Annotated in this window: 20 protein-coding genes, 1 other RNA gene, 1 pseudogene and 1 riboswitch; of the genes and pseudogenes, 12 read left to right on the forward strand and 10 right to left on the reverse strand. The window is 66.9% G+C overall.

What is annotated here, in order from left to right:
* The first annotated feature begins 3 nt into the window (after positions 1 to 3).
* Both dgcA and ade read left to right on the forward strand, forming a co-directional pair.
* A complete protein-coding gene (dgcA, locus tag DPR14_RS03310) occupies positions 4 to 1005 on the forward strand; it encodes an N-acetyl-D-Glu racemase DgcA (RefSeq protein ID WP_158043902.1) in 1002 nt (333 codons plus the stop codon).
* Entirely contained in the window at positions 996 to 2705 is a 1710-nt protein-coding gene (gene ade, locus DPR14_RS03315) for an adenine deaminase (RefSeq protein ID WP_158043903.1), read from the forward strand. Before dgcA ends, ade begins: the two co-directional genes overlap by 10 nt.
* Positions 2706 to 2718: 13 nt before the next feature.
* Here the strand turns inward: ade and DPR14_RS03320 are convergent, their stop codons facing one another.
* Entirely contained in the window at positions 2719 to 3705 is a 987-nt protein-coding gene (locus tag DPR14_RS03320; RefSeq protein ID WP_192499245.1) for an ImmA/IrrE family metallo-endopeptidase, read from the reverse strand.
* Positions 3706 to 3873: 168 nt separating this feature from the next.
* On the opposite strand from DPR14_RS03320, the gene DPR14_RS27100 reads away from it, so the two are divergent.
* Positions 3874 to 4095, forward strand: coding sequence for a hypothetical protein (locus DPR14_RS27100; protein ID WP_192499246.1), 222 nt, complete (start codon positions 3874 to 3876; stop codon positions 4093 to 4095).
* Between the two features lie 512 nt (positions 4096 to 4607).
* Here the strand turns inward: DPR14_RS27100 and DPR14_RS03330 are convergent.
* The 3 genes from DPR14_RS03330 to DPR14_RS03340 form a co-directional block, all read right to left on the reverse strand.
* On the reverse strand, positions 4608 to 5216 hold the full coding sequence (locus tag DPR14_RS03330; protein ID WP_158043906.1) for a uracil-DNA glycosylase: 609 nt from the start codon (positions 5214 to 5216) through the stop codon (positions 4608 to 4610).
* Positions 5213 to 5932, reverse strand: coding sequence for a class I SAM-dependent methyltransferase (locus DPR14_RS03335; RefSeq protein ID WP_281352674.1), 720 nt, complete (start codon positions 5930 to 5932; stop codon positions 5213 to 5215). Before DPR14_RS03335 ends, DPR14_RS03330 begins: the two co-directional genes overlap by 4 nt.
* Before the next feature lie 133 nt (positions 5933 to 6065).
* Positions 6066 to 6452, reverse strand: a complete 387-nt coding sequence (locus tag DPR14_RS03340; RefSeq protein ID WP_158043908.1) for a hypothetical protein — start codon at positions 6450 to 6452, stop codon at positions 6066 to 6068.
* Positions 6453 to 6597: 145 nt separating this feature from the next.
* Positions 6598 to 6708, forward strand: a riboswitch (SAM-I-IV-variant riboswitch).
* Between the two features lie 47 nt (positions 6709 to 6755).
* Between DPR14_RS03340 and DPR14_RS03345 the strand changes: the two genes are divergently transcribed.
* Positions 6756 to 7046, forward strand: a complete 291-nt coding sequence (locus DPR14_RS03345) for a hypothetical protein (RefSeq protein WP_158043909.1) — start codon at positions 6756 to 6758, stop codon at positions 7044 to 7046.
* An 18-nt stretch (positions 7047 to 7064) separates the two neighbouring features.
* Here the strand turns inward: DPR14_RS03345 and DPR14_RS03350 are convergent, their stop codons facing one another.
* On the reverse strand, positions 7065 to 8240 hold the full coding sequence (locus tag DPR14_RS03350) for an aminotransferase class V-fold PLP-dependent enzyme (protein WP_158043910.1): 1176 nt from the start codon (positions 8238 to 8240) through the stop codon (positions 7065 to 7067).
* Between the two features lie 156 nt (positions 8241 to 8396).
* On the opposite strand from DPR14_RS03350, the gene DPR14_RS03355 reads away from it, so the two are divergent.
* From DPR14_RS03355 to wbaP, 3 genes and pseudogenes are all read left to right on the forward strand, one after another.
* Positions 8397 to 9212, forward strand: coding sequence for a PA2169 family four-helix-bundle protein (locus DPR14_RS03355; RefSeq protein ID WP_192499247.1), 816 nt, complete (start codon positions 8397 to 8399; stop codon positions 9210 to 9212).
* Between the two features lie 259 nt (positions 9213 to 9471).
* A pseudogene (locus DPR14_RS03360) lies at positions 9472 to 10277 on the forward strand (YihY/virulence factor BrkB family protein).
* 614 nt (positions 10278 to 10891) lie between these two features.
* On the forward strand, positions 10892 to 12265 hold the full coding sequence (gene wbaP / locus DPR14_RS03365; RefSeq protein WP_211103902.1) for an undecaprenyl-phosphate galactose phosphotransferase WbaP: 1374 nt from the start codon (positions 10892 to 10894) through the stop codon (positions 12263 to 12265).
* A 170-nt stretch (positions 12266 to 12435) separates the two neighbouring features.
* Here the strand turns inward: wbaP and DPR14_RS03370 are convergent, their stop codons facing one another.
* The gene (locus DPR14_RS03370; RefSeq protein ID WP_192499249.1) at positions 12436 to 13224 is read right to left on the reverse strand and encodes a WecB/TagA/CpsF family glycosyltransferase; all 789 of its coding nucleotides are present in this window, start codon (positions 13222 to 13224) and stop codon (positions 12436 to 12438) included.
* A gap of 52 nt (positions 13225 to 13276) precedes the next feature.
* Complete coding sequence (locus DPR14_RS03375; protein WP_158043914.1) at positions 13277 to 15550, reverse strand: GumC family protein; 2274 nt, start codon at positions 15548 to 15550, stop codon at positions 13277 to 13279.
* A 548-nt stretch (positions 15551 to 16098) separates the two neighbouring features.
* On the opposite strand from DPR14_RS03375, the gene DPR14_RS03380 reads away from it, so the two are divergent.
* The 4 genes from DPR14_RS03380 (at position 16099) to DPR14_RS03395 (ending at position 19686) form a co-directional block, all read left to right on the forward strand.
* On the forward strand, positions 16099 to 17169 hold the full coding sequence (locus tag DPR14_RS03380; protein ID WP_211103903.1) for a glycosyltransferase: 1071 nt from the start codon (positions 16099 to 16101) through the stop codon (positions 17167 to 17169).
* Positions 17166 to 18332 carry a glycosyltransferase family 4 protein gene (locus DPR14_RS03385; protein ID WP_158043916.1) on the forward strand — a complete coding sequence of 389 codons (1167 nt, stop codon included), beginning with the start codon at positions 17166 to 17168 and terminating at the stop codon, positions 18330 to 18332. Before DPR14_RS03380 ends, DPR14_RS03385 begins: the two co-directional genes overlap by 4 nt.
* A 3-nt stretch (positions 18333 to 18335) precedes the next feature.
* The gene (locus tag DPR14_RS03390) at positions 18336 to 19172 is read left to right on the forward strand and encodes a beta-1,6-N-acetylglucosaminyltransferase (protein ID WP_158043917.1); all 837 of its coding nucleotides are present in this window, start codon (positions 18336 to 18338) and stop codon (positions 19170 to 19172) included.
* Positions 19173 to 19437: 265 nt separating this feature from the next.
* On the forward strand, positions 19438 to 19686 hold the full coding sequence (locus DPR14_RS03395) for a hypothetical protein (RefSeq protein WP_158043918.1): 249 nt from the start codon (positions 19438 to 19440) through the stop codon (positions 19684 to 19686).
* A gap of 81 nt (positions 19687 to 19767) precedes the next feature.
* Here DPR14_RS03395 and DPR14_RS03400 read toward each other — a convergent pair whose 3' ends face one another.
* From DPR14_RS03400 to ssrA, 3 genes are all read right to left on the reverse strand, one after another.
* Positions 19768 to 21324: a hypothetical protein gene (locus DPR14_RS03400; RefSeq protein ID WP_158043919.1), complete on the reverse strand. Its 1557-nt coding sequence runs from the start codon at positions 21322 to 21324 to the stop codon at positions 19768 to 19770.
* Between the two features lie 281 nt (positions 21325 to 21605).
* The gene (locus DPR14_RS03405; RefSeq protein ID WP_158043920.1) at positions 21606 to 22112 is read right to left on the reverse strand and encodes an SspB family protein; all 507 of its coding nucleotides are present in this window, start codon (positions 22110 to 22112) and stop codon (positions 21606 to 21608) included.
* Between the two features lie 55 nt (positions 22113 to 22167).
* Positions 22168 to 22495: a transfer-messenger RNA gene (gene ssrA / locus DPR14_RS03410) on the reverse strand.
* A gap of 105 nt (positions 22496 to 22600) precedes the next feature.
* On the opposite strand from ssrA, the gene thyX reads away from it, so the two are divergent.
* Positions 22601 to 23545, forward strand: a complete 945-nt coding sequence (thyX, locus tag DPR14_RS03415) for an FAD-dependent thymidylate synthase (RefSeq protein ID WP_158043921.1) — start codon at positions 22601 to 22603, stop codon at positions 23543 to 23545.
* Positions 23546 to 23548: the final 3 nt, after the last annotated feature.

The raw sequence follows: 23548 nt of genomic DNA on the forward strand, positions 1-23548 counted from the left end.
CCGATGGCAGCCGGAACCGCGAAGCGCACCCTGACGGTCCGCCGCGAGACCTTTCCGATCCGCGGCACCTTCCGCATCTCCCGCGGGGCCAAGACCGAGGCCCATGTGGTCGTCGCCGAGATCGACGACGGCGGCACCGTCGGCCGGGGCGAGTGCGTGCCCTACGCCCGCTATGGCGAGAGCATCGACGGGGTCGTGGCCCAGATCGAGAGCGTCGCCGGCGCGATCGGCGCCGGCATGGAGCAGGAGGAGCTTCTGGCGGCCCTGCCGCCGGGTGCCGCCCGCAACGCGGTGGACTGCGCCCTGTGGGACCTCGCGTGCAAGCTGACCGGGCAGCCGATCTGGCAGGTGGCCGACCTGGACGCGCCGCTTGCCCCGGTGGTCACGGCGTACACCTTGAGTCTCGACACGGTCGAGAACATGGCCGCCGCGGCGCGGGCTTCCGCCCACAGGCCGCTGCTCAAGCTGAAGCTGACGGGGGACGGCGACCTGGAGCGGGTGACGGCGGTGCGGGAGAACGCGCCCGGCGCCCGGCTGATCGTCGATGCCAACGAGGGCTGGTCGCTCGAACACCTGAAGCGTTTCGGCGACGCCTTCGCTCGGCTCAGGGTCGAACTGATCGAGCAGCCCTTGCCGGCGGGCCAGGACGACGCCCTGCTGGGTTTCGAGTGTCCGGTGCCTCTGGGAGCGGACGAATCCTGCCACGACCGCTCGACCCTTGACGAACTGCGCGGCAAGTACCGGGTGGTCAACGTCAAGCTGGACAAGACCGGCGGCCTGACCGAGGCGCTGCGCCTGAAATGCGCCGCCGAGGAGGCCGGGTTCGACGTCATGGTCGGCTGCATGCTGGCGACCTCGCTCGCCATGGCGCCGGGGGTGGTGATCGCGCAGGGCGCCAAGCTGGTCGACCTGGACGGTCCGCTGTGGCTGGCGCGGGACCGGGAGCCCGGCCTCCGCTACGAGGGCGAGACCGTCTTTCCGCCGGAGGCCGGGCTATGGGGGTGACGCGCGACGACCTGGGGAAGCGCATCGACCAGGCCATGGGGCGAACGAAGGCCGACCTGGTGATCAAGGATACCCGTTTCCTCAACGTGGTGACGGGCGAGATCGCGGAAGGCGACATCGCCGTCTGCGGCGACGTGATCGTCGGCACCTACGAGAGCTATGACGGGGAGGTGGTGATCGACGGGCGCGGCCGCATCGCCGTCCCGGGCTTCATCGACACCCATGTCCATTGCGAAAGCACCCTGGTGACGCCGGCCGAATTCGACCGCTGCGTGCTGCCGCGCGGGACGACGACCGCGGTTTGCGACCCGCACGAGATCTGCAACGTGCTGGGGGAGGAGGGGCTGAAATACTTCCTCGACAGCTCGGTCGGGCTCGCCATGGACCTGCGGGTGCAGCTGTCCTCCTGCGTTCCGGCGACCGAGCTGGAGACCTCCGGCGCCCGGCTGGAGGCCGAGGACCTGGTCCGCCACCGCGGCCACCCCCAGGTGATCGGCCTGGCGGAGTTCATGAACTTCCCCGGCGTGCTCCACAAGGACGCCAAGGTGCTGGACAAGCTGGCGGCGTTCCAGGGCGGCCATATCGACGGGCACAGCCCGCTGGTGACGGGCCGCGACCTCAACGCCTACCTGTCCTGCGGCATCAGGAACTGCCACGAGACGACTGGGGTCGAGGAGGCGCGGGAGAAGCTGCGGAAGGGCATGCAGGTGCTGATCCGCGACGGCAGCGTGTCGAAGGACGTCAATACGCTGGCCCCGATCATCGACGCCATGACCTCACCGTTCCTGGGCTTCTGCACCGACGACCGCAACCCGCTCGATATCGCCGAGGAGGGCCATATCGACCACCTGATCCGGCGTTCCATCGCCTTGGGCGCCCCGGCCGAATCGGTCTATCGCGCGGCGACCTGGTCGGCGGCGCGGGGTTTCGGGCTGACCGACCGCGGGCTGATCGCGCCGGGGTTCCAAGCCGACATCGTGCTGCTGGACGACCTGGAGGACTGCCGGGTCGGCCGGGTGATCCGCAGCGGCCGGGTCGTCGGGCCGGAGAGTTTCGCGGGCCGGAACATCGTGCCGCCGGTCGGGCTGGGCTCGATCCGGCTGGACCCGGTGACGCCCGACGTCTTCAGGACTCCCTCGGGCGGTCCGTCGGGACCGGTGATCGGACTGATCCCGGGGAAGATCCTGACGGAGCACCTGACCGCGAGCCTGCCCTACCGCAACGGCGAGCGGCACCCGGACCCGGAGGCAGACATCCTGAAGGTCTGCGTGCTGAGCCGCCACGGCACCAACCGCAATGTCGGCCGGGGCTTCGTCAAGGGATTCGGGCTGAGGCGCGGCGCGCTGGCGTCGAGCGTCGGCCATGACAGCCACAACGTGATCGTCGTGGGGGCGGACGACGCCGACATGGCGGTCGCCGTCAACCGGCTGATCGAGCTTCAGGGCGGCTTCGTCGCGGCGCTGGACGGCAAGGTGGTCGGCGAACTGGCGCTGCCGCTGGCCGGGCTGATCAGCGACCGGAGTTTCGAGGAGGTCGAGCACCTCCTGACCGCGCTCCGCGCCGCCGTCCGCGGCATGGGCTGCCCGCTGGCCGAGCCCTTCCTGCAACTGGCCTTCCTGCCTCTGCCGGTGATCCCGCACCTGAAGATCACCGACAGGGGCTTGGTGGACGTGGACCGGTTCGAGCTGATCCCCGCGTGAGCGGGGGCGCCGGTCAGATCCTGACCATTTCCGGCGGGATGAGATCGTGGTTCGCCAAGTGGCTCTTCGCGGTCAATACGGAGACGCCGAAATACTCGGCGGCTTCCTCTATCCGGTCGTCCGAGTAGTCGCCGTTCATGAACGAGTCCAGTGCATCGATCGGGCACAGGAGTTCCGCGGCGAAGGCGCGTTGCATCTTCTGGCGCACCGTCTTCGTCTTGGTCGCCGGAAGCCAAGCGTCCGATTCCGGGGCAGTCAGATGGTCGGCCAGGAAGCGCGCGGCTTCGAACCGGATGCCCGGAGCGTTCCGCTTTCCAAAGACCAGTTTGAGGTGAGCGCCGTCGCCTTCCCGCACCGCCAAGCCGAACGGGATGCCGGGGCTATGGCCCGAGTCCGGATGGAATGCCTTCTTCGGAGCATCCAATAGTCTCGTCAGTTCCTCGTCGGATATGCCGTCGCTCGATAGCCCCCAAGCTTCCCGGGCCGCGCCGGCAAGGCTCCTGCCCCAGTCCCACGGGGGCGTTCCATATGGAACGCGATGCCCTCGCAACCCCGAAGGGAGATCCACAGCCACCCGGACGCCTTTCCCATGGGCCGCTCCGACCGTCTTCCTGATGGCATCCTCGATCCCGGTCGCGGTCCCGGACAAGGCGGGCGCGATCTCGTCCAATGCAGCCTCCCCGGCTTCACCGGAAAGCTCCAGCAAGTGGGCAAGTATTTCCTCCGGCGCCTCGTCCGGATCGTATCCAAGGCGCGCCTCCAAGCGACGCCGGACACTTTCCGCCGGGTCGTCGCGCTCGGCCTTGACCTCTTCCCAAAGCGTGGACAGGTCCTGGCCGACGCCGCCGCATGTCTCCAGACGGGCGATCACCTTTGCCAAGAAGTCATCGACGGCTGCCTCGAAGGCAGTTGCCTCCACTGGACACCGGAACTCGGACAGATATCGCACCGGCTCCTCGCAGTTCTGCCGCGATGCATGGCACACCGCTTCCACGGTCATTCCGTCGCTGGCGAAGGTCAGGCGCGGCCAAAGGAACCCATGGCCCGCCGCACCGACCTCATGGGCCATGCGCCAGGACGGGGAGGGGGCGCCGGTCGCAGGATAAGGTTCCCAGCGAAGCCGCCACCAGTTCGCCGCCAACCACATCGCCAAGGGATATGCCGACGCATGGACACGATCCTGGACCCCGCGCGACCAGTCGCTTTCAACCCGAGTCGCCACCAGTTCGTCGAAGGCGATGCGAAGCTCGGCGGCCGTCGCGCGATCCTCGGCCAAGCCGTGCTCGCACGCCTGCCAATGGGCATCGATGGTGAACTCTACCGGCATGTCGCCGCGCTCCATCTTTCTCGCACGCTGGCTGCCATGGGATCGTTCTCGCCCATGGCGTAGCCGTGATAGATGCCTTGGGTCTCGTTCTCCAGGATTGCTTCGACGGGTTCACCGTTCCGGGCGACCGCCCAGATGTTTTTTGGCCAGTGGCCTTTCATGGCGTCGCTGACCAAACCGTATGCGGCGCCCTGTTTCAGCAGCCGGGTGGCTTCGGTCCTGTTGAAAACCTTTGCCCTGTCGCACAAAGTCTTGTGCTGGCGGCCATCGCCGGGCGGTACCAGCCGGAAGTCGCCTTGGTTGCGCTTATGCATTGGATTTCCACCGTATCCGACCCTGGTCGAAATGCTGTCCAGCCAATCTCTTTCTTCGGTCGTCCGAGGGACGGGGCGGATTGACCGCTTCGGGTTCACTGTACGCTTGGACATCGCTTCGCTAAAAATCTATTTATTGGGAAATCACAAAGCTTTGCAACTCTTTCACCGGCAAGGGTGAGAGTCATTCATATAACACTTTTTGGGTATTTCAAAAGTCGAATGGTGTCGCGGCAGGCTCCGCCGCGGCACCATGCGCAATCATCCCGCCCGCTCCGCGGCCAGCTTCACGTCGGCGTGGAAGAGGGGTTCCTCGACGCGGTTGCCGCGCAGGATGTAGCTGGGGTGGAAGGTCGGGACCACGATGGCGCCGGCCAGCAGGCGGCAGGGCAGTTCCTGGCCGCGCAGCGCGGTGATGCCGCTCTGGCCGGTCAGCGCCCACAGGGGGGTGCGGCCCAGGGCGATGATCACGGCCGGCTTCACCTCGGCGAGGGTCCGGCGCAGGTGCTCGACCTCGCCGGCGTACCGGGCGAGGCAGTAGTCGGAGGTGCCCATGGGTCCCAGGTCCTCCGCCACCTCGATGCCCATCTTGCGCGCCTTGGTGCGGGACGAGAAGAAGTGGGCCACCTTGTTGCCGGGCGGCTGGTAGCGGAAGGTATTGCCGATCAGGCAAGTGGCGCGCTCCAGCCCGACCGACTTCAGGTTCTCGTCCAGCAGGCGGCCGCTGGCGCCGACGAAGGGCTTGCCGGTGCGGGCCTCCTCGGCGCCGGGGGCTTCGCCGATGATGGCGATCCGCCCGCCGGCGGGGTCCTTGCCGGGGTACTGATAATCGACGAAAGGCAGCTCGTTCTCGGTACGCGGTTCGGTCACTGTGTCGGCTTTCGCAGCAGGTTGATCCGGGCCGGCTGGTCGAACCACCAGGCACCCTCCCGCCGCTCCCCTATGGTTTCGAACAGGTCGCGCAGCTCCGCGTCGCGGGTGCGGATCAGCCTGGAACGGGTCGGATCGATGCCGGCCATGCGGTCGGCGAAGCTCTGGTAATCCTCGTGCTTCACCGGATTCAGGTAGAACAATTCATCCACCTGTTCCAGCGCGCTCACCGCCTTCACCGCCGCATAGGCCAGGGCCCGGACTTCCGTTTCATCGTCCAGGAGCTTGGTCAGCTGGAAGTATCCGCCGGTCGGCTCCGGCTCGTTCACCAGGGCAAGCCCGCCGGGCTTCAGGATGCGGGCGGCCTCGCGGAGCGCCTTGCCCATATGGGCCGCCGGCACATGGTGCAGGCTGTTCATGAAGATGACGGCGTCGGCGCTGTTGTCGGGCAGGGGCAGGTCCTCGCCCACGCCCTTCAGGTAGCGCTCGCCGGCGACGGGATCCGCCTTGCGGGCCTTGGACAGCGCCTCGTCCAGGATCTCGATGCCGACCACATGGGCGCCGCGCCGCGCCAGCGCCCGCACCAGCGCGCCCTCGCCGCAGCCCACGTCGACGATCCGGGCGCCCTCCAGCGGGATCAGGTCGGGTATCAGGTCCATCGCCTTCAGGCGTCGGGGCGCCGTGCCCCGGGTCGGCGTATCCGTATGCTGGGCCATCGTGTCGGTTCCTCTCCGCGCTGCCATGCTGCAGGGCATTGTCCATGGTAAACGGATTCATCCCCGATTATGGCACCGGGGTAGAACACATGGCGGTCGAACGGAGCGGCGGGAAGGATGACGGCGGTTCGGCTTAGGCGCTCAGGTCGAGTTGGCCCCCGCCGGGCCCCCGGCCGAGGGTACGCGCGCGGGCGCCCGCCGCGGCCATGCTCTCCACGTTGCTCTGGTCGGCCGACTTCATCTCGGTCACGAAAGCGCTGGTGGCGCCGGTAAGCGCCGGGACGCGGGCGCCCGGCTTGGTCGAGGCGTTGGTTTCCTGGACCGCCCGGCGGTCCTCGCCGACGATGGAACTGGTGATCCCGGTCAGCGGCTCGGTCTTGGCATTGACCTTCATGCCGCCGTTGGTGTCGCTGACCTGCCGGTTGATCTCCTGGTTGAACGCCTGCGTCTGCGGCGTCATGTCCCGCACCTTTGGCGCGGTGCGCATCAGCTCGGGCGAGATGGGAGAAGTGGAAACCACGGCATAGCTCCAAGGTCCGCGATACACGGGCAAGTTATCGGATTTTTCAGGTTTTCGCCATAGTTCTTTCTTAAGAGGTATTCGGTCGCGGTTCCGTGCCATGGGGAAAACGGTTGCACATGTCGGCATCGGCAGGATACTGGAGAGCCAGCATCAAGAGTTGGGCTGGCGCCCGACACCAACCTGCCGACCCGGGCAAGGTGGTGGTCCCGTTCACGGGACGATGCGGCCTGGACCGGCAATCAAACGGGAACGAGCCGCTGCGTCAGCCCTCCTCGGCATTCGAGCCAGGAGGGTTTATTCATGTCTGAACGCTTGCCCGTCGCTCCCGCGACCATTCCCCTGTGCGGCCCGGAAGACAGCATCGAGCTGATCGCCGGCGGCAGCCGTGCCACGGCGCGGGAGCCGGACCGGCACGAGTGGGTCTTCGCCGCCGTCCATCGCGGCCGGGGCACCTGGACGCATCTCTATCTGGTCGTCGAGTCGAGCCGGCGCGGCCGGCCGGAGATCCATCTTCGTCTGGTGCTCCAGGGCGACCGGCTGGACGAGGCGCGGCGGCGCGCCGTAGCAGACTGGTGGCGGCCGGTTGGCTGAGAGGCCGCCGACCCCGGCTCAGCGCAGCGCCGCGACCAATCGGTCGATCTCCTCCTCCGTGTTGTAATAATGGACCGAGGCCCGGACCATCTCGCCGAGGCCGCGCGCCTCCATGTCCAGTCGGGTGGATGGCGCCGCCGTCACCGACACGTTGATGCCGCGCGCCGCCAGGTCGCGCTTGATTTCCGCGGCGGCACGCGGGGCGGTGAAGGTGACGATGCCGCAGCGGGTCTCGCCCAGGTCGCGCACGGTATGGCCGGGCAGGGAAGCCAGCCGGTCGCGCAGCAGGTCCGCGAGTCCCCTGATCCGCTCCCAGATGGCATCCAGGCCCCACTCCAGCGCGTAGTCCACGGCGGCGCCGAGGCCGATCCGGGCGGCGACGTTGCTCTCCCAGTTTTCGAACCGGCGGGCGTCGGGGCGAAGCTCGTACCGGTCGGCCGCCACCCAGGTGGCGGCGTGGTTGTCGATCATCGGCGGCTCCAGGCGCTCCAGCAACTCCCTGCGCACATAGAGGAAACCGGTGCCGCGCGGCCCGCGCAGGAACTTGCGTCCCGTCGCCGAGAGCATGTCGCAATCGATCCCGTCCACGTCGATCGGCATCTGCCCCGCCGTCTGGCAGGCATCCAGCAGATAGGGGATGCCGCGGGCGCGGGCGATCCGTCCGACCGCCGCGGCGGGGTTGACCAAGCCGCCGTTGGTCGGGATGTGGGTGATCGAGATCAGCCTGACCGGCCCGCGCGCCCGGTCGTCCGCGCTGTCAGCCAGGGCCGCCACGTCGAGCTGCCCGTGGGCGTCGTTCGGGATCACCTCGATGACCGCGCCGGTCTTCCGGGCGACCTGGAGGTAGGGGATGAAGTTGCTGGAATACTCCGCCATGGCCGTCAGGATCCTGTCGCCGGGATCGAACCGCAGCGAATAGAAGGCCATGTCCCAGCCCACCGTGGCGTTCTCCACGAGCGCCACCTCGTCCCGTGCGCAGCCCAGCAGGGCGGCGACCGCGTCATAGACGTGCTCGATGCGGTCGCGGGCCTGCGCCTCCGCCTCGTAGCCGCCGATGCGGGCTTCCAGATCGAGATGGGCGGCGACCGCGTCGAGCACCGGCCGCGGCGGCAGGGCGGCCCCGGCATTGTTGAAATGGATCACGTGGCGGGTGCCGGGCGTCTCGGCCCGCGCCCGCTCCACATCGAAAGTCATCGCCGCCTCGGATCGCTTGTGTCGCTGAAGATGGGCCTTCCATAACGGAATCGGCGGCGCCGGACAAACGCTCCGGGCGATCCGGCGGCTCTTTCCCGGAACACTGACCCTTCGCTGGTGTTGATTTGCCGCAAATGGGGCATGGAGTTTGACGGGATGAACCGCAGCGACGACAACGACGATCTGAGAGCGTCCGGTAGACCCGAGGCGGAGTCCGGGTCCGACCAGGGTGCGGCCGACCGCAGCCCCGAGGACATCGAACGCGATATCGCGGGCATCCGCGCGCGCATGGACCAGACACTGGACGAGCTGGAGTTCCGGCTGTCGCCGGGCCAGCTGACCTCCGGGGCGGTGGATCTGGTGAAGGACGTGATGCGCGGTAATCCGAGCCGGCTGGGCGACGCGATCCGCAACAACCCGATCCCCGTCGTCATGATCGGCGTCGGCGCCCTGTGGCTCGCCGTCGCCATGGGGCGGTCGCAGCAACAGCAGCGGCAGGACGAACCGGATGGGCGCAGGATCAGCCGGCTGACCCCCGCCGACATCTCCGACGTGCTGTCGCCGCTGATCGCGGTGACGCTCCAGGGCGTCGACGGACTGCGCCTGGCCGAGACGAAGATCGCCGATCCCAAGGTCCAGGCCATGGTGCGTGAGATCGCGCAGCAGCACGACCGGGCCGCCGCCGCCTTGGAGGAGGAGGTCCGCCGCCACGGCGCCGTGCCGCAGGCCGGCACGACGCCGCCGGGCCGGCTTCATCCCGCCTGGAGCGAACTGCGCCGCGCCCTTGTCACGGGAGAGACCGCGGCCATCATCGGTGCCATCGAGAACGGCGAGGATTCGGCGCTCGAGGCATTCCGCATGGCGCTTCACGCCGACCTGCCGGAGGAATCCCGCGTGCTTGTCGGCGCGCACTTCCACGCCATCCAGCAGATCCACAACCGTATGAGCGCGCTCAAGGGCGCGACGTCCTGACCAGGGGCCAGAACATGTTGGGATTGAGCAAAAGCGCCCACCGGGAGGTCATGGCTGATCGCTATACCGGTCCCAGCCAGGGACGCAACCGGGGCGCCGGGCAGGACCGCGACCTGGCGCGCGAGAGCGGCCGGGGCCGCGATGCGGACAGTCCCGCGACCTGCCGCGCAGCGGCTGGCGCGACGTGCTGTGGCGGGTCAAGGAGGAAACCGACAAGGACAACATCTCGATGATCGCGGCCGGGGTCGCGTTCTACCTGATGCTGGCGATCTTTCCGATCATCGCCGCGACCGTGTCGATCTATGGCTTGGTGGCGGACCCGGCCGACGTGCAGCGCAACTTCGAAGCGGTGGCCGGCGTGATCCCGGACCAGGCCCGCTCCATCATCGTGGACCAGCTGAGCGCGGTCGCGGCGGCCTCCGGCGGTCAACTCGGGCTCAGCGTCCTGGTCAGCATCGCGCTGACCCTGTGGAGCGCGTCGCGCGGCGTCAACGCGGTCATTACCGCGCTCAACATCGCCTATGACGAGACCGAAGGCCGCAGCTTTATCAAGCTGAACGCGATAGCGCTGGCGCTCACCGTCGCGATGATCCTGTTCATGATCATCACGCTGGTGGTTGTCGTCGGGCTTCCGGCGGTGATCGGCTATCTCAACCTGGGCGAAACGGTCGAGTGGATCGTCCGCCTGTCGCGCTGGCCGATCCTGGCGGTCGCCGTCATCCTGGCGCTCGCCGTGCTCTACCGCTACGGGCCGGACCGCGAGACGCCGCAGTGGCGCTGGGTGAGCTGGGGGCGGCGGTCGCGACCCTGATCTGGATCCTGGGGTCCGTCGCGTTCTCGGTCTACGTTTCCAACTTCGCCAATTACAACGAGACCTACGGCACCATGGGCGCCGTCGTCATCCTGCTGCTGTGGTTCAACCTCTCGGCCTACGCGGTCCTGCTCGGCGCCGAGCTGAACGCCGAGATGGAGCACCAGACCGCGCGCGACACCACGACGGGTACGGTCAAACCCCTCGGCCACCGGAACGCCTATGTCGCCGACACGGTCGGCCACAAACCCTGACGAACGCTCTCGTACGCATCTCCGCAGCGCGCGGTATCCGGAACGTTCCGACCGCGGGGGTACTCCCAGGCGACGTACAACGCATTGGGAGTGCCGCCGCGTTACCGCGGATCAAGCCCGGCTCCGGAATGTTCCGTAACGTTGTAAACTTCACATAGCGGCTTCGTTGCAACAGGTGATCAACGCAATGGAGCGTAACCCGGAAAGGGAATTGGATGACTTTTGGTTTTTCGATAAGTATGAGATGCGCATACTCTTAAGTTCAACGCAGAGTACGGCGTTGCAGGACAGAGAAACAGAAAGACAAATTTTAGCTTCTCGAAGCGATAATGAAATCCGCCAACGGGCTTACATCCTTATCGTCCGAAGGATGAGAGCATTTCGTGTTTACCATTTATTGGGACCATGTGATTGTTGCGGTGCATTATAGTGTTACGCTATGCGGAGGTTCTCGATCTCATGTTCGTTGGGTCGACGTAAATCAGCCGGTTTGCTGACCCTCGGCTACCGGTGCGGGGAATTTCAGAATGCTCAATGACTTCCAGATTTCTGTTAGATCTGGTCCTGCCGTGCGGACCCGGGGTCAGTTTCGATCCTTGCAGCCCGCTTTGTTTATGTTCTTCGTGGACGTGACGGCCGTCTTTCTGGCCGTACTTGTCGCCCATATCGGCATCGGTCTCATCAGCCCCGCGCCTACGACCTTCCTGTTCAACCCCACCCTGCATGCCCAGGAGTTGGCGGGCGCCCTGCTTATCGTACCGATCCTCAAGGCCATGGTGGGGCTGTACCCGGGCTACGGAATGTCGCCGGTGGAGCGCCTGCGCCGCCAGTTCATGATTCTGATCGGAACCGTCGTCGGCATCACCATCGTCGATCTCCAGTTCAACGAGGCGATCTGGTTCAATAACGGCCTCCTCGCGGCGCTGCTGGTCCTGGGCGTCCTGATCTGGATCTCCGATGCCGTCGGCCGTGGCGTGCTGATGCGGCTGCGGCTCTGGGGCCGCCCCTGCGTCGTGGTCGGCACCGGCCAGGCAGGCATCGACATCGTCCGCCGCCTCGGCCAGAACGAGCACCTGGGATACAATCCGGTCCTCTTCATCGACGAGAACCCGAGCCTGTGGGGCACCACGGTGGAAGGACTGCCGGTCGTCGCCCCCGGCGGCAAGACGACCGATGAGCGCCTGGTGCGCTACGCCTCGGTCGGCATCCTGGCGGTTCCGCGCGAGCAGCCGGAGCGGTTGAGTGAGATGATCGGAAACCTCCCGTTCTCCACGATCCTGGTGGTTCCAGAATGGACGGGCGTCCAGACGGTCAACACGCGGGTCCGGGACCTGTCCGGCCTGCTGTCGCTGGAGGTGAGGCGCCCGCTGGGCGCCAGCATCACGCCGCTGATCAAGCGCGGTTTCGACATCGTCACGTCGGCCCTCCTGCTGATCCTGGTGACGCCGCTTCTTCTGCTGATCGCGGTCGGCATCAAGCTCGATTCGAAGGGTCCCCTGCTGTTCCGCCAGGCCCGCTGGGCCGGCGGCTCCCGCTCGTTCCCGGCGCTGAAGTTCCGGACGATGCATGCCGACGCCGAGCTGCGCCTGAAGGAGTTGCTCGCCACCGATCCGGTTCTGCGGCGCGAATACGAGATGTACCACAAGCTGACCCGCGACCCGCGGGTGACCCGGTTCGGCCGCATCCTGCGGCGGCTCAGCTTCGACGAACTGCCTCAGCTCTGGAACGTGCTGGTCGGCGACATGAGCCTGATCGGCCCGCGCCCCTACATGCCCCACGAACTGATCAAGTATCCGCATCAGCAGGAGACCCTGTCCCGCGTGCGCCCGGGGATCACCGGGCTGTGGCAGGTGTCCGGGCGGCACCGCACGACGTTCGAGCGGCGCATCGAACTGGACGTCTACTACGTCGAGAACTACTCGATCTGGCTCGACCTGCACGTCCTGATGCGTACCGTCTGGATCGTCATGAAGGCCGACGGCGCCTGATCCGGCACCGTCCGAAATCTCCGTAGGACATGCCGCGGCGTCGGCGAGGAAAACTGGGGCCGGACCACCGCTTCCCCGGAACCTGTATGAAAGCTTCGCCGAAACGCAAAAGGCGCCGGACCTGCAGGTCCGGCGCCCTTTGCGTTTCGGCCGGGAAGGTTGAACCCCGCTTACCGTTCCGTCCGGGCCGCGGTGCGGCGGCGGCCCGCCCCGGTAGCCAGGAGCCAAGCCACGATCCAGGGCTCCACCAGATAGCGGTGCCAGAACCGCTTCGGATCGCTGAGCAGCCGGTACAGCCACTCCAGCCCCAGCGGACCGAGCCAGCGCGGCGCGGTTGGCACGGCGCCCGCGAAATACTCCATGCAGGCGCCGCAGGTGCCGATGCAGTTCGTCTTCAGGTCGGCCCGGTTCTCCGAGATCCAGTGCTCCTGGCGGCCCATCCCCATGCCCACGATCAGGATATGGGGTCGGAACGCGTTGATGTGCTCGACCACGGCGCTGTTGTCGGCACTGCCGCGGCGGGCGTCGAAATAGCCGTCGTGCCCGTCGATCGCCAGGTCCGGATAATCCTGGCGCAGGCGCGCCAGACCGTCGTTCAGCACGCGGGACGTGCCGCCCAGATAGTAGATCCGCCATCCGGAGCGCTGGGCGCGCTCCATCAGGGGAAGGAACCAGTCGACCCAGCCTGTCCTGTGGCTGGCGTCGAGGTCGAGCCCCGCCGCCCGCCCCAGCCAGACGATCGGCATGCCGTCGATATGGACGCAGGTCTTGTCGTCGTCGTGCAGGGCACGGAAGACGTCGTCCTTGAACAGCTTGTACATGCCGTGGAGGTTGAGGCTGGCGATGACAACCTTGTCCTCCGCGGCGATTGAACGATCCATCAGGGTGAACAGATCGTCCATGGTGGTCGGCGTCACCTTCACACCGAAGATGTCACTCGACTTGAAGCCCAGAGTCATACCGCTTTCCCAATGGAATAAGATACTTGCCGGTGATAGGTCACGGGCCGGCTCAGTTTTTGAAGTAGCTGCCGCGCCGGCCCATGTAGTAATCCACCTCGCCGGAGCCGTAGCGCGCCGCCTTGGTGGTGTCGACCTGGTTGAGCGCCACGCCCGCGATGTTGGCCCCGGCATCGCTGAGCTGCCGGATCGCGAGCTGGACCAGCTTGCGCGGGGTCCGGCGCCACTTGGCGACGACCACCGTCTGGCTGGCTTTTTCCGCCAGGATGCGCGTGTCGGACACCGGCAGCACCGGCGGCGCGTCGAGCAGGATCAGGTCGTACTGCGTGCGAAGGTTGAACAGCATCTGGTCGAACAGCGGGTTGCGGATCGTTTCCTCCGGATAGTCGGTCGGCGATCCCGCCGTGATCACGTCGGCCCCGGTGCGGGTGTCCGTGCGCATCACGTCGGGCAGCGTCGCGTCCCCATGGAGGAAATCGGCGAGGCCGAGCTGGTTGGGCAGGCCCAGCGTCCGGTGGATGTTGGGACGGCGCAGGTCGCAGTCGATGATCAGCACGCGCCGGCCGGCGATGGCGATGACGCGGGCCAGGGTCGCCGCCAGCGACGACTTGCCTTCCCCAGGAACCGCCGAGGTCAGCATGACGATGTTGCCGCTGCCCTTGCGCTGGTGGGCGATGATCAGCGAGGTGAACAGGCTCTTGACCGCCTGGGAATAGGCCGAGGCCGGCTTGTCCAGGGCGTAGTCCTGCGGAGCCTTGCGGGTGAGGCGCCCGCGGCGTACCAGCGGGATCATGCCGAGCGACGGCATGCGCAGCAGCCGCTCGACATCCTCCTGGGTCTGCAGGCCGCGTTCCAGCTGCTCGGCCAGGAACACCAGGATCAGCCCCAGCCCGACCGCCAGGACCAGCGCCACCGCCACGAACAGCGGCTTGGATGGGAACGACGGGCCGAGCGGCGCGCTCGCCGTCGAGACGATCCAGGCGTTGGGCTGCTCGAGGTCGACCGACTGGGTCTCCTTGGAGCGTGCCAGGAAGTTCTCGAACAGGGCGCGGTTGGCTTGAGCCTCGCGCTCGAGCGCCCGGATCTCGACATCCGACTGGTTCAGGCGGCCCGCTTCCTGCTCCAGCCTGGACATGGACTGCTCGAGCGAGCTGACCCGCTGCTGGGTCACGGACGCCTGGGCCCGGAGCGCCCGCAGCCGGTTCTCTGCCTCGTTGTTGATCTCGCCGGAGATCGCGGAGATCTGCGACTTCAGGTCGACGATCGTCGGGTGACGCGGGCCGAGATTGTTCAGCAGCTCCGCCTCGCGCTGGCGCAGCGTCGCTTCCTGGGCACGGAGCCCGCTGACCAGCGTCGAGTCGACCACGTCGAACACGGCGCGCACGCCGCGCGCCCTGACCGCGCCTTCGACGCTGCGGAGCTGGGCCTGGGTGGTGTTGTTCTCCGCCCGGGCCATCACGAGCTGGGTGTTGAGCTGGGTCAGCTGCTCGTTGACCAGGCTGGAGTCGCGGCCCTGTACGACGCCGAGGCCCGCCCGCGCCGTCTCGACGGCGCGCTCGGCCGTCTCGACCTCCTCGCGCAGCCGGGTCAGCCGCTCGCCCAGCCAGGCGTTGGCCTTCTGGCGGGCATCGAACTTCTGTTCGAGCTGCTGAGTGATGTAGAGCGACGCGATCGTGTTGGCGACGCTGGCGGCCAGCGTCGGGTTCTCGGAGGTGAAGCTGATGGTCAGCACGCGCGACCGGCCGACCGACGAGACGCTGAGCCGGCCGAGGAAGGTGTTGAGCATCGAGGTCTGCAGGCGCGCCTCCTCCGCGGCCGGGTCCGGAACCACCGGCTCCTCGGTGACCAGAAGGCTCTTCACCCACTGGACGGGAGGCAGGTCGCGGAGGTCTGGCAGCTTGAAGCTGTCGGCATTCTGCTCCGCGGCCACGCGGGGATTGAATTCCGCCAGTCGGTCAAGGCCGAGCTGCCGGATAACGCGCATGGCGAGCTCGTCCGACTTGATGACCTGGATTTCACTTTCGATCGTCGACTGGTCCGCCGGAGCGCCGCTGACCAGCGCCTCCACGTCGACCACCCGCTGTTCGCGCGGATCCACCATGACCGAGGTGTTGGCGGTGAAGAGCGGCGTCATCATATAGACGTTGACGATGCCCAGCAGGGTCACGATCGCGATCGTGCCCAGCAGCAGGTATTTCCGGCGTGACAGGACCATGAGCAGGTCGCCCAGCCCGAGCGTCGGGGCGCTTCGCGACGGCCCTTCCTCGTGGGTGGTCCAATCATGCCGGTCGGTCTCTTGGCGTTCCGGCGTCAAAAGCTTGTTCATCGGTAATATCCGGTAGTTTTACACGCGCGTGCAGCACCGCAGAACAAACATCACCTTGTCAGGCAATGTTCAGTGAAATGCCGGGTGTCTTCCATTGCTTCGGAAGACGTCGCAAAATGGTGGAGCCGTTTACCCATAAGAGGTAATTGGTTAGCACCAATGCGCAATGCGATTGCATCGATTATATTTGCCATCCATTCAGTGTGTCCAGATCGTTTTGCAGTGCGGCAAGGGTTTTGCTCCACTACAGCTGACCATTATACGTGTATTTTATTTTCTATATATGGCTCTGGCATGGCAAAAGGTCGCCGAAGGCATGCCATCAATGGGTGCCCACTCCGGGTAGGGCTAAATAGCCGTGGCGCTTTGGTGAATAATGGGCACCATCGGACCATTCATCACCGGGATTCCACCGACCCCGATGCCCATTTCCGCGGCAGTTCAAACCTTACGTAATGACGACTGGTATCATGACCGCATCCGCGCCTGTGGCGCCCAAGATTTCCCTGTTTCTCCAGGATCTTCATGGAGGCGGCGCGGAGAGGGTGATGCTGCGCCTCGCTGCCGGCATCGCGGAACGCTCCCATCCCGTCGACCTGGTGCTGATCAGGCGGGAAGGCGCCTATCTGGACGCGATCCCCCCGGGCGTGCGCCTGGTCGTGCTGAATACACGGCGCACTCTCAACAGCGTCGCGTCGCTCGCCCGCTATCTCCGGCGTGAGCGGCCGGCCGCCATGCTCTCGGCGCTGGTCCACGTCAATATCGGGGCGCTGCTGGCGGCCAAATTCGCGCGGACGCGCACCCGGATGATCGTGACCGAGCACAGCCAGATCACCCGGAATTTCCGCTCCAACCCGTCGTCGACGGTCAGGCTCGCCTACCGGATGGTGCCCTGGCTCTATCCGACCGCATCCCGCATCGTCGCCGTCTCGGGCGGTGTCGCCGAGGATCTCGCCCGGTTCTCCGGCATGCCCGGAAACCGGATCGACGTGGTCCACAACGGTATCGTGACGCCGGACCTCTACGTCAAGGCGGGCGAGCGGTGCGACCATCCCTGGTTCCGGCCGGGCGAGCCGCCCGTCGTCCTGGCGGCCGGACGGATGGTCGACGTGAAGGACTTCGCGGCGTTGATCCGCGCCTTCGCTCTGCTGCGCGCCCGGCGCCCGGCCCGCCTGATGATCCTGGGGGAAGGGGAGCTGCGCGCCGACCTGGAGCGGCTCGCCGAGCGGCTTGGCGTCGCCGCTGATGTCGCGATGCCGGGCTTCCAGCCCAATCCCTACGCTCTGATGTCGCGGGCCGCCGTGTTCGTTCAGTCCTCGCGCTGGGAAGGGCTGCCGTCCGTCCTGGTCGAAGCCATGGCCTGCGGCACGCCTGTCGTGGCCACCGACTGCCCGGGCGGCACGCGGGAGATACTGGACGACGGAAAGCTGGGCGCGCTGGTTCCCCTCGATGACGACCAGGCGCTCGCCGACGCGATCGCGCGGACCCTCGACAATCCCGTCCCGGCCAACGCGATGGCGTACAAGGTCGGGCAGTTCACCCTCGATCGCGCTGTCGACACCTACCTGGACCTGGCGCTCGGAACCGGGCGGGTGCGTTCCTGGGAGAAAAGCCGATGAACGCGACGACGCCAAGGCTGCGGCTGGTCCTGCTGATCACCCACATGGATCAGGGCGGTGCCCAGGAGGCGCTGCTGCGGCTGGGGCGCAGCCTGCGGAGCCGCGGGCACCATGTGGAAACATGGTTCCTGTATGAAAAATCCTCGCTCTACCGGAACGAGGAGGACATCCGGGTTCTCCTGCCGGTGCGCTCGCCGGGGGCCGCCGGGTACCTGCAACTCCTGGTCCGGCTGTTCCGGCAGCTCAGGGACCATCGCCCGGACGCGGTGATCAGCTTCCTGCCGCTGGCAAACGGCTTCGGCCAGGCCGTGGCCCGGCTCGCCGGGGTGCCCCGCCGCGTCGCGTCCCAGCGCAATCCCTCCTGGACCTATACCCACTGGATGCAGCGGCTCGACAAGCTGGCGGGAACGCTCGGCTGCTACACCGCGAACGTGGGCAACTCCCAGTCCGTGGTGGACAGTTTCTCGGCCTACCCGGAGGTCTACCGCCGGCACCTGACGGTGGTCCACAACGGCATCGACTGGCGCTCGTCGGAGCTGGACAGCGCGGCCGCGCGGGCCGGATTCGGATTGCCGGCCGGCGAACCGCTGATCCTGAACATCGGCCGGTTGGCCGAGCAGAAGAACCAATCCCTGCTGCTGCGCGTCCTGCCGTCCCTGTCTGCGGGGCATCTGGTGCTGGCCGGCGAGGGGAGCGACCGGGGCAAGCTGGAGCGGCTGGCCGCCGATCTGGGCGTGACGTCCCGGGTCACCTTCCTGGGCGAGGTCGCCCGCGCCGCCATTCCCGACCTGTTGCGCGCCGCCGACATCTTCGCCATGCCGACGCTGTTCGAAGGGCAGAGCAACGCCGTCCTGGAAGCCATGCATGCCGGCCTCGCCATTGTCTCCAGCGACATTCCGGCCCAGGTCGAGACGCTGGGCGGACCGGGGGAGGGCGCCGTCGGCGACCTGCTGCCGCTCGACGACGACGGAGCGTGGACGAGATCGCTCGAAGCGCTGGTCCGCGACCCGGCGCTGCGGGCGCTGATGGCCGAGCGGGCACGGGCCCGCGCGCAGCTTTTCACCGTCGACCGGATGACCGACGGATTCGAACGTCTGGTGGATTTCTCGGCGCCGGAAGGGCGGGTCTTCAGCCCCCAGGCCGGGCTGAGGCAGCGGAGTTAGCCGATGTCACTCGCCTATGTCATCACCGCCTACAAGCAGCCGTCGCAGTTCGCCCGGCTGATCGATGCGCTGTGGCACCCCGACGATCACTTCGCGATCCATATCGACGCCAAGACCCCTCCGGAAGTCCACCGGGAATTCGCCCGCGTCGCCGAAGGGCGCGGCAACATCGTCTTCGTCAAGCCGGTGCCGGTGTACTGGGGCGGCTTCGGCCTGTGCCAGGCGGAGTGGGCGGCGATGAACGCGCTGCTTGCCCGGAAGGGCTGGACCCACCTGATCAACATCACGGGCCAGGATTTCCCACTGAAGACCCGGGACGAGATGCTGGCCGAACTGGCGTCCCGGCCGGGCGTCAACCACATGCGCGTGCATCTGCTGGCCGATACCAAGTCCCATTTCCGCCGGCGCTTCCGCTGGGTCTGCGTCGAGATGGGCGGCAAGCTGCGCCGCCTGCCGATCCCCTATCCCAAGCCTCGGACCTTCCGGAACGAATGGTACGGCGACGGCTGGCACATCCTGACCCGGGAGTTCTGCGAGTGGGCGGCGGCTGCGCCGGTGGCGCAGGACATCCTGCGCTGGTTCCGCCGCGTCAAGCATCCGCACGAGTCCTGGTACCAGGCGATGATGATGTCGAGCCCCTTCGCGGGCACGGTGGACCGGGACAACAAGCGGATGATCAAGTGGGTTCGCAACTCCGGCAATCCCAAGGTCCTGACCATGGACGACCTGCCGGACCTGCTCGCTTCGCCGGCGTTCTTCGCCCGCAAGTTCGACGAGACCGCCGACGCCGAGGTGCTGAAGGTCCTCGCCGGCCGGCTGCGCGCGCTGGTGCCGGCCTGACCCGGGCCTGCGCCGGCCGGAGCCCGTCCCTGTCCAGCTTTCCTTGACGACGTCCACCCGACTGGACCGCCCGCGGGGTTTCCGGACCCGGGACGGACCGGCGCCGCGGCCTCCCGGCTGACGCGGGCTGTGGATTCCCGGGGCCGCACCGGCCCCTACGGGATTAATCCCGAAGTGGCATGGCGCTTGCTCAATGGAGAGTACCGGCGGAGAAGCCGCTGGTCCCAGCGATCCACAGAAACCTTTCATAGGTCGGGAGATTCACATGAGCACCAATGTTGGCATTGAGCAGAGCGGCAAGGCGGGCGGCGACGCCCTCGGTTTCTCGGGTTCGACCTCGACCGGCCTCGGCGGCGGCGCCAGCGGCATGGCTTCGGCCGGCGGCCTGGGCTTCAACACGGCCGGCGCCTCGGCCACCGGCGGCGACGCCCTCTCCGGCTCGACCGCGGCGGGCGCGCTCGGCGGCGACGTCAGCGACAATACCCAGATCGGTTCGATCTCCATCAATTCCTGATGGACGAATCCCGGTTCCCCGGGTTCTGCGAAAGGGGCGCGGCTTCATGGCCGCGCCCCTTTTGATTCCCTGGGAGGCTTTCTACGACGGGACGCGCCGGGCCGCCGACCCCGCGGAGGCGTAGCCCGCGGCAGGGTCGCGCCCGCCGGCCAAGGCCACCTCCCTGATCCAGCCGGCGGCGCAGATCCACGACACCGCGACGCAGGGCCAGATCGGCACCAGGTACCGCACGCCGCCGACATCGCCCAGCGCGGTCATGGTGATGGTTCCGCCGTACAGGATCGCGCAGGAACCGATCATCTGGAGCTCCCAGGCGACCGGCCGGCGCCTGACCATGGTCACCACCATGACCAGCGCGGCGCCGATGCCGATGACGTAGAAGCCGTAATAGACCGCCCGGAAGGCGATCACCGTCGCGGTGCCGCGCTGCTCGGTGCCGATGCCGACCTCCATCTTCAGCAGGCGAGGCCCCGCCTCGTACTCCCAGCGCTCGTCGCCGTCATAGGGCCAGGGAGCCTGCCGTTGGACGTCGGCGCGGGCGGCCTCCGCCTCCGAAGCGGTCATGATCGGGGCGAGGGTCACCAGCGCCATGAGTTCCCGGTACGAGAGCTCCAGGTAGCCGAGCGGGTCCTTCTCCACGATCGCGCTGGCGATCTCGCGGACATGAAGCTCCCGGTCCCAGCCGTCGGCATGGCCATGGCGCTCCCGGTAGGTCGGGAACAGGACGCCGAAGCGCAGGTAGTTCACATAGGTCTGCGAGACCAGCGTCCGGGCCCGCGGGTCCTCCATGCGGTCCAGCCGGGTGACGACCGGCTCCATGATGGCCGCCAGTTCGGCCACGCTGTCCTGCAGCGGCGTTCCGGCGAACTCGCCGGCATGCTTGGGCGCCAGCAGCATGGCCTTGCCGAGCAATCCGGTGCCATGGTTGCTGTTCGTCCCGGTGAAGCCGTGGACCGCGTAGTTGACGGCGTTGATGGACCCGTAGCTGACCAGCGCGGCGACCGCGACGGAAGCCGCCATGCGCAGCGGGCTGACCCGCAGGGCCAGCCAGGCATAGACCGCGACCACCGCCAGGAAGGGCAGGTAGACCTGCCCGGCCGGCCGGATCACGATGTTGAAAACGGTGACCGCGCAGATCAGGGCGAACCAGGACAGCTTGCGCGTCCGATAGAACTGGAGCAGGGCTCCCAGCGCCACCATGGCCGAGGAGGTGATCAGCGACTCGGTGACGGCGATGAAATTGTAGGTGGTGGTGACGATGTTGCCGTGGAGCAGGACCGTCAGCGCCAGGGTCAGCGCCAGCGAGCGCGACGCCCGGAGCACCGTCAGCGCCAGGAAGACGCTGGACGCGAAGTAGAGGGCGGTCTGGACGACGACCGAGGTGATCCTGACGTCGCCGATCGCCTGCATCATCACCAGGAACGTCGGGTAGCCGTACACCCGGAGCGGCGAGAAGGCGAGGTAGTCGCGGGTGTCCGGGGCGATCACCTCGCGCTTGCCGGCCAGCAGGTAGGCCATGGCCAGGGTCAGCGCCAGGGCCAGGGCGACGACCGCCACCCGCGCCCAGGGGCTGCGCGCCAGCGCGGCATCCAGGTGGAGGATACGGGTCAGCGGGTTGGGGGTCTCGAAGCGCGGCATGGCGGCTTTCGCAATTGGTTCTGCACGTTTGCAGAAAGGGTGCTTCAAACGATTTTCAGAGTATTCGACAGTCCTCGAGAGGACCGCACGTCTATGGGTACCTTCTGCTTCGCTCCAGGGAAAGTCGCTTCCCGGAATTCTCAAGGGGTAGTACCGGCGCTTGGTTCGCGATATTTGGGGAACAAGACGGATCTTGGTCGTTCCCGACGGTGGAAACGCGAAAGGGGCACCGCTGCTGCGGTGCCCCCTGCCGATCCTTGCGTTCCAACGATGCCGGAAAACTATTTCTTGCGGAAGGAATCCAGGGCCACGACCTGGCCCATCTTGGCATCCTCGGCCTGCTTTGCGCCTCCGGCCTTGGCCGCCTGCCGCTCCGCCTCCTCGGTCACCTCCTCCTCGATCTCCTCCATGCTCGTCGGACCTTCCTGGGTGCTCAGAGGCTGGAACTGGAGAGCGAAGTTGACGGAGGGATCGGCGAAGGTGGTGATCGCCGCGAGCGGGATGACCAGCCGCTCATGCGCGTTGTTGAAGCTCAGCGTCACGCCGAATTTTTCTTCCTCGACCTCCAGCCCGTAGAACTGGTACTGGAGCACGATGGTCATTTCGGAGGGATACTGGCCGCGCAGGTAGTCGGGAATCTGGACGCCCGCGTCGTTCGTGCGGAAGGTCAGGTAGAAATGGTGATTGCCCGGCAAACCGTGTTCGGCCGCCTGGCGCAGGGCTTCCCGAACGACGCCGCGCAGGGCGTTCTCGACCATCTTGTCGTATCGCAAATATTCGGTTGCCATTACGGGCGCCGCCTCAACCTTAATTAAATGACTGCCGGACACAGCACATTAAAGAAGTAGGGGGCTTCTGTTGCCCGGCGCCCCCCGGACCGCGCTTACCCATGGTTAGGCAGCGAGAGCCATACGGTTGTCGTTGGCACTTGTAAAATCAGCCCGATAACGGCGGTACCATGCCGGGCGAAAATCATGTCTTTACCACGCGCGTCGATCCTGATTCGCCCCCGTAGACCTGCCCGTCCCATACCGGCGGACAGGTTGAACTGGTCGAGGCGCCGGGTGCCGCCCCCGGGTCCGCAACGCTTATTCCACATGACGTTTATCGCCATAGCCGGATGCTGCCCGACGATTCGAATATAGGCTCTGCGACCGTGAGAATAAAGAGGCGATGTTGCGGGGAACCGCCCCGCCGTCCGCGACATTCCCGCTCGCTATGGTCTCGGGCGGGTCCAGGCGCTAAAGTGCGGCGGTCAACGAACGCCGGAGAAAACATGCCGCTTACCCCGGAACAGCGCGACGAGATAGCATATCTGCGCAGCGAGGCCGTGCAGACCCGGCGCGCCACCGTGCCCGCGCTGGAGGACATCCTCTACGAGGCATTCCCCGTGCTCGACCACGGTTTCGTGCGCGTGATCGACTACATGGGCGACGACTCGGCGGTGGTCCAGGCGGCCCGCGTGTCCTACGGCCGCGGCACCCGGAAGGTCAGCGAGGATGCCGGCCTGATCCGCTACCTGATGCGGCACTGGCATTCGACCCCGTTCGAGATGTGCGAGATCAAGTACCACGTCAAGCTGCCGATCTTCGTGGCCCGGCAGTGGATCCGCCACCGCACGGCCAACGTCAACGAGTACAGCGCGCGCTACTCGATCCTGGACAAGGAGTTCTATGTGCCGGCGCCCGAGCACCTGTCGGCGCAGAGCGCCGTCAACCGGCAGGGGCGCGGCGAGGTGTTGCAGGGCGACGAGGCGGCCCGCGTCATGGACCTGCTGCGGGAGGACAGCGAGCGGGCCTACCGCGGCTATGCCGAGATGCTGAACCAGGACGAGGACGGGGCTCCGCTCGATCCGTCGCGCTCGGGGCTGGCGCGCGAGCTGGCGCGCATGAACCTGTCCCTGAACTACTATACCCAATGGTACTGGAAGGTGGATCTGCACAACCTGATGCATTTCCTGCGGCTGCGCGCCGACAGCCACGCCCAGTACGAGATCCGGGCCTATGCCGACATCATGATCGACATCCTGGAGCGCTGGGCGCCGCTGACCGCGGACGCGTTCCGCGAGTACCGGCTGGGTGGGGCGAACCTGTCGGCGACCGGCCTCGCCATCGTCCGGCGGATGCTCTCCGGCGAGACCGTCGCCCAGGCGGACAGCGGCCTGAGCAAGCGGGAGTGGCGTGAGCTGATGGAGCAGCTCGGCCGTTCCCCGGAGGTTTGAGAG

Source organism: Skermanella pratensis, assembly GCF_008843145.1.
GTDB classification, from domain to species: domain Bacteria; phylum Pseudomonadota; class Alphaproteobacteria; order Azospirillales; family Azospirillaceae; genus Skermanella; species Skermanella pratensis.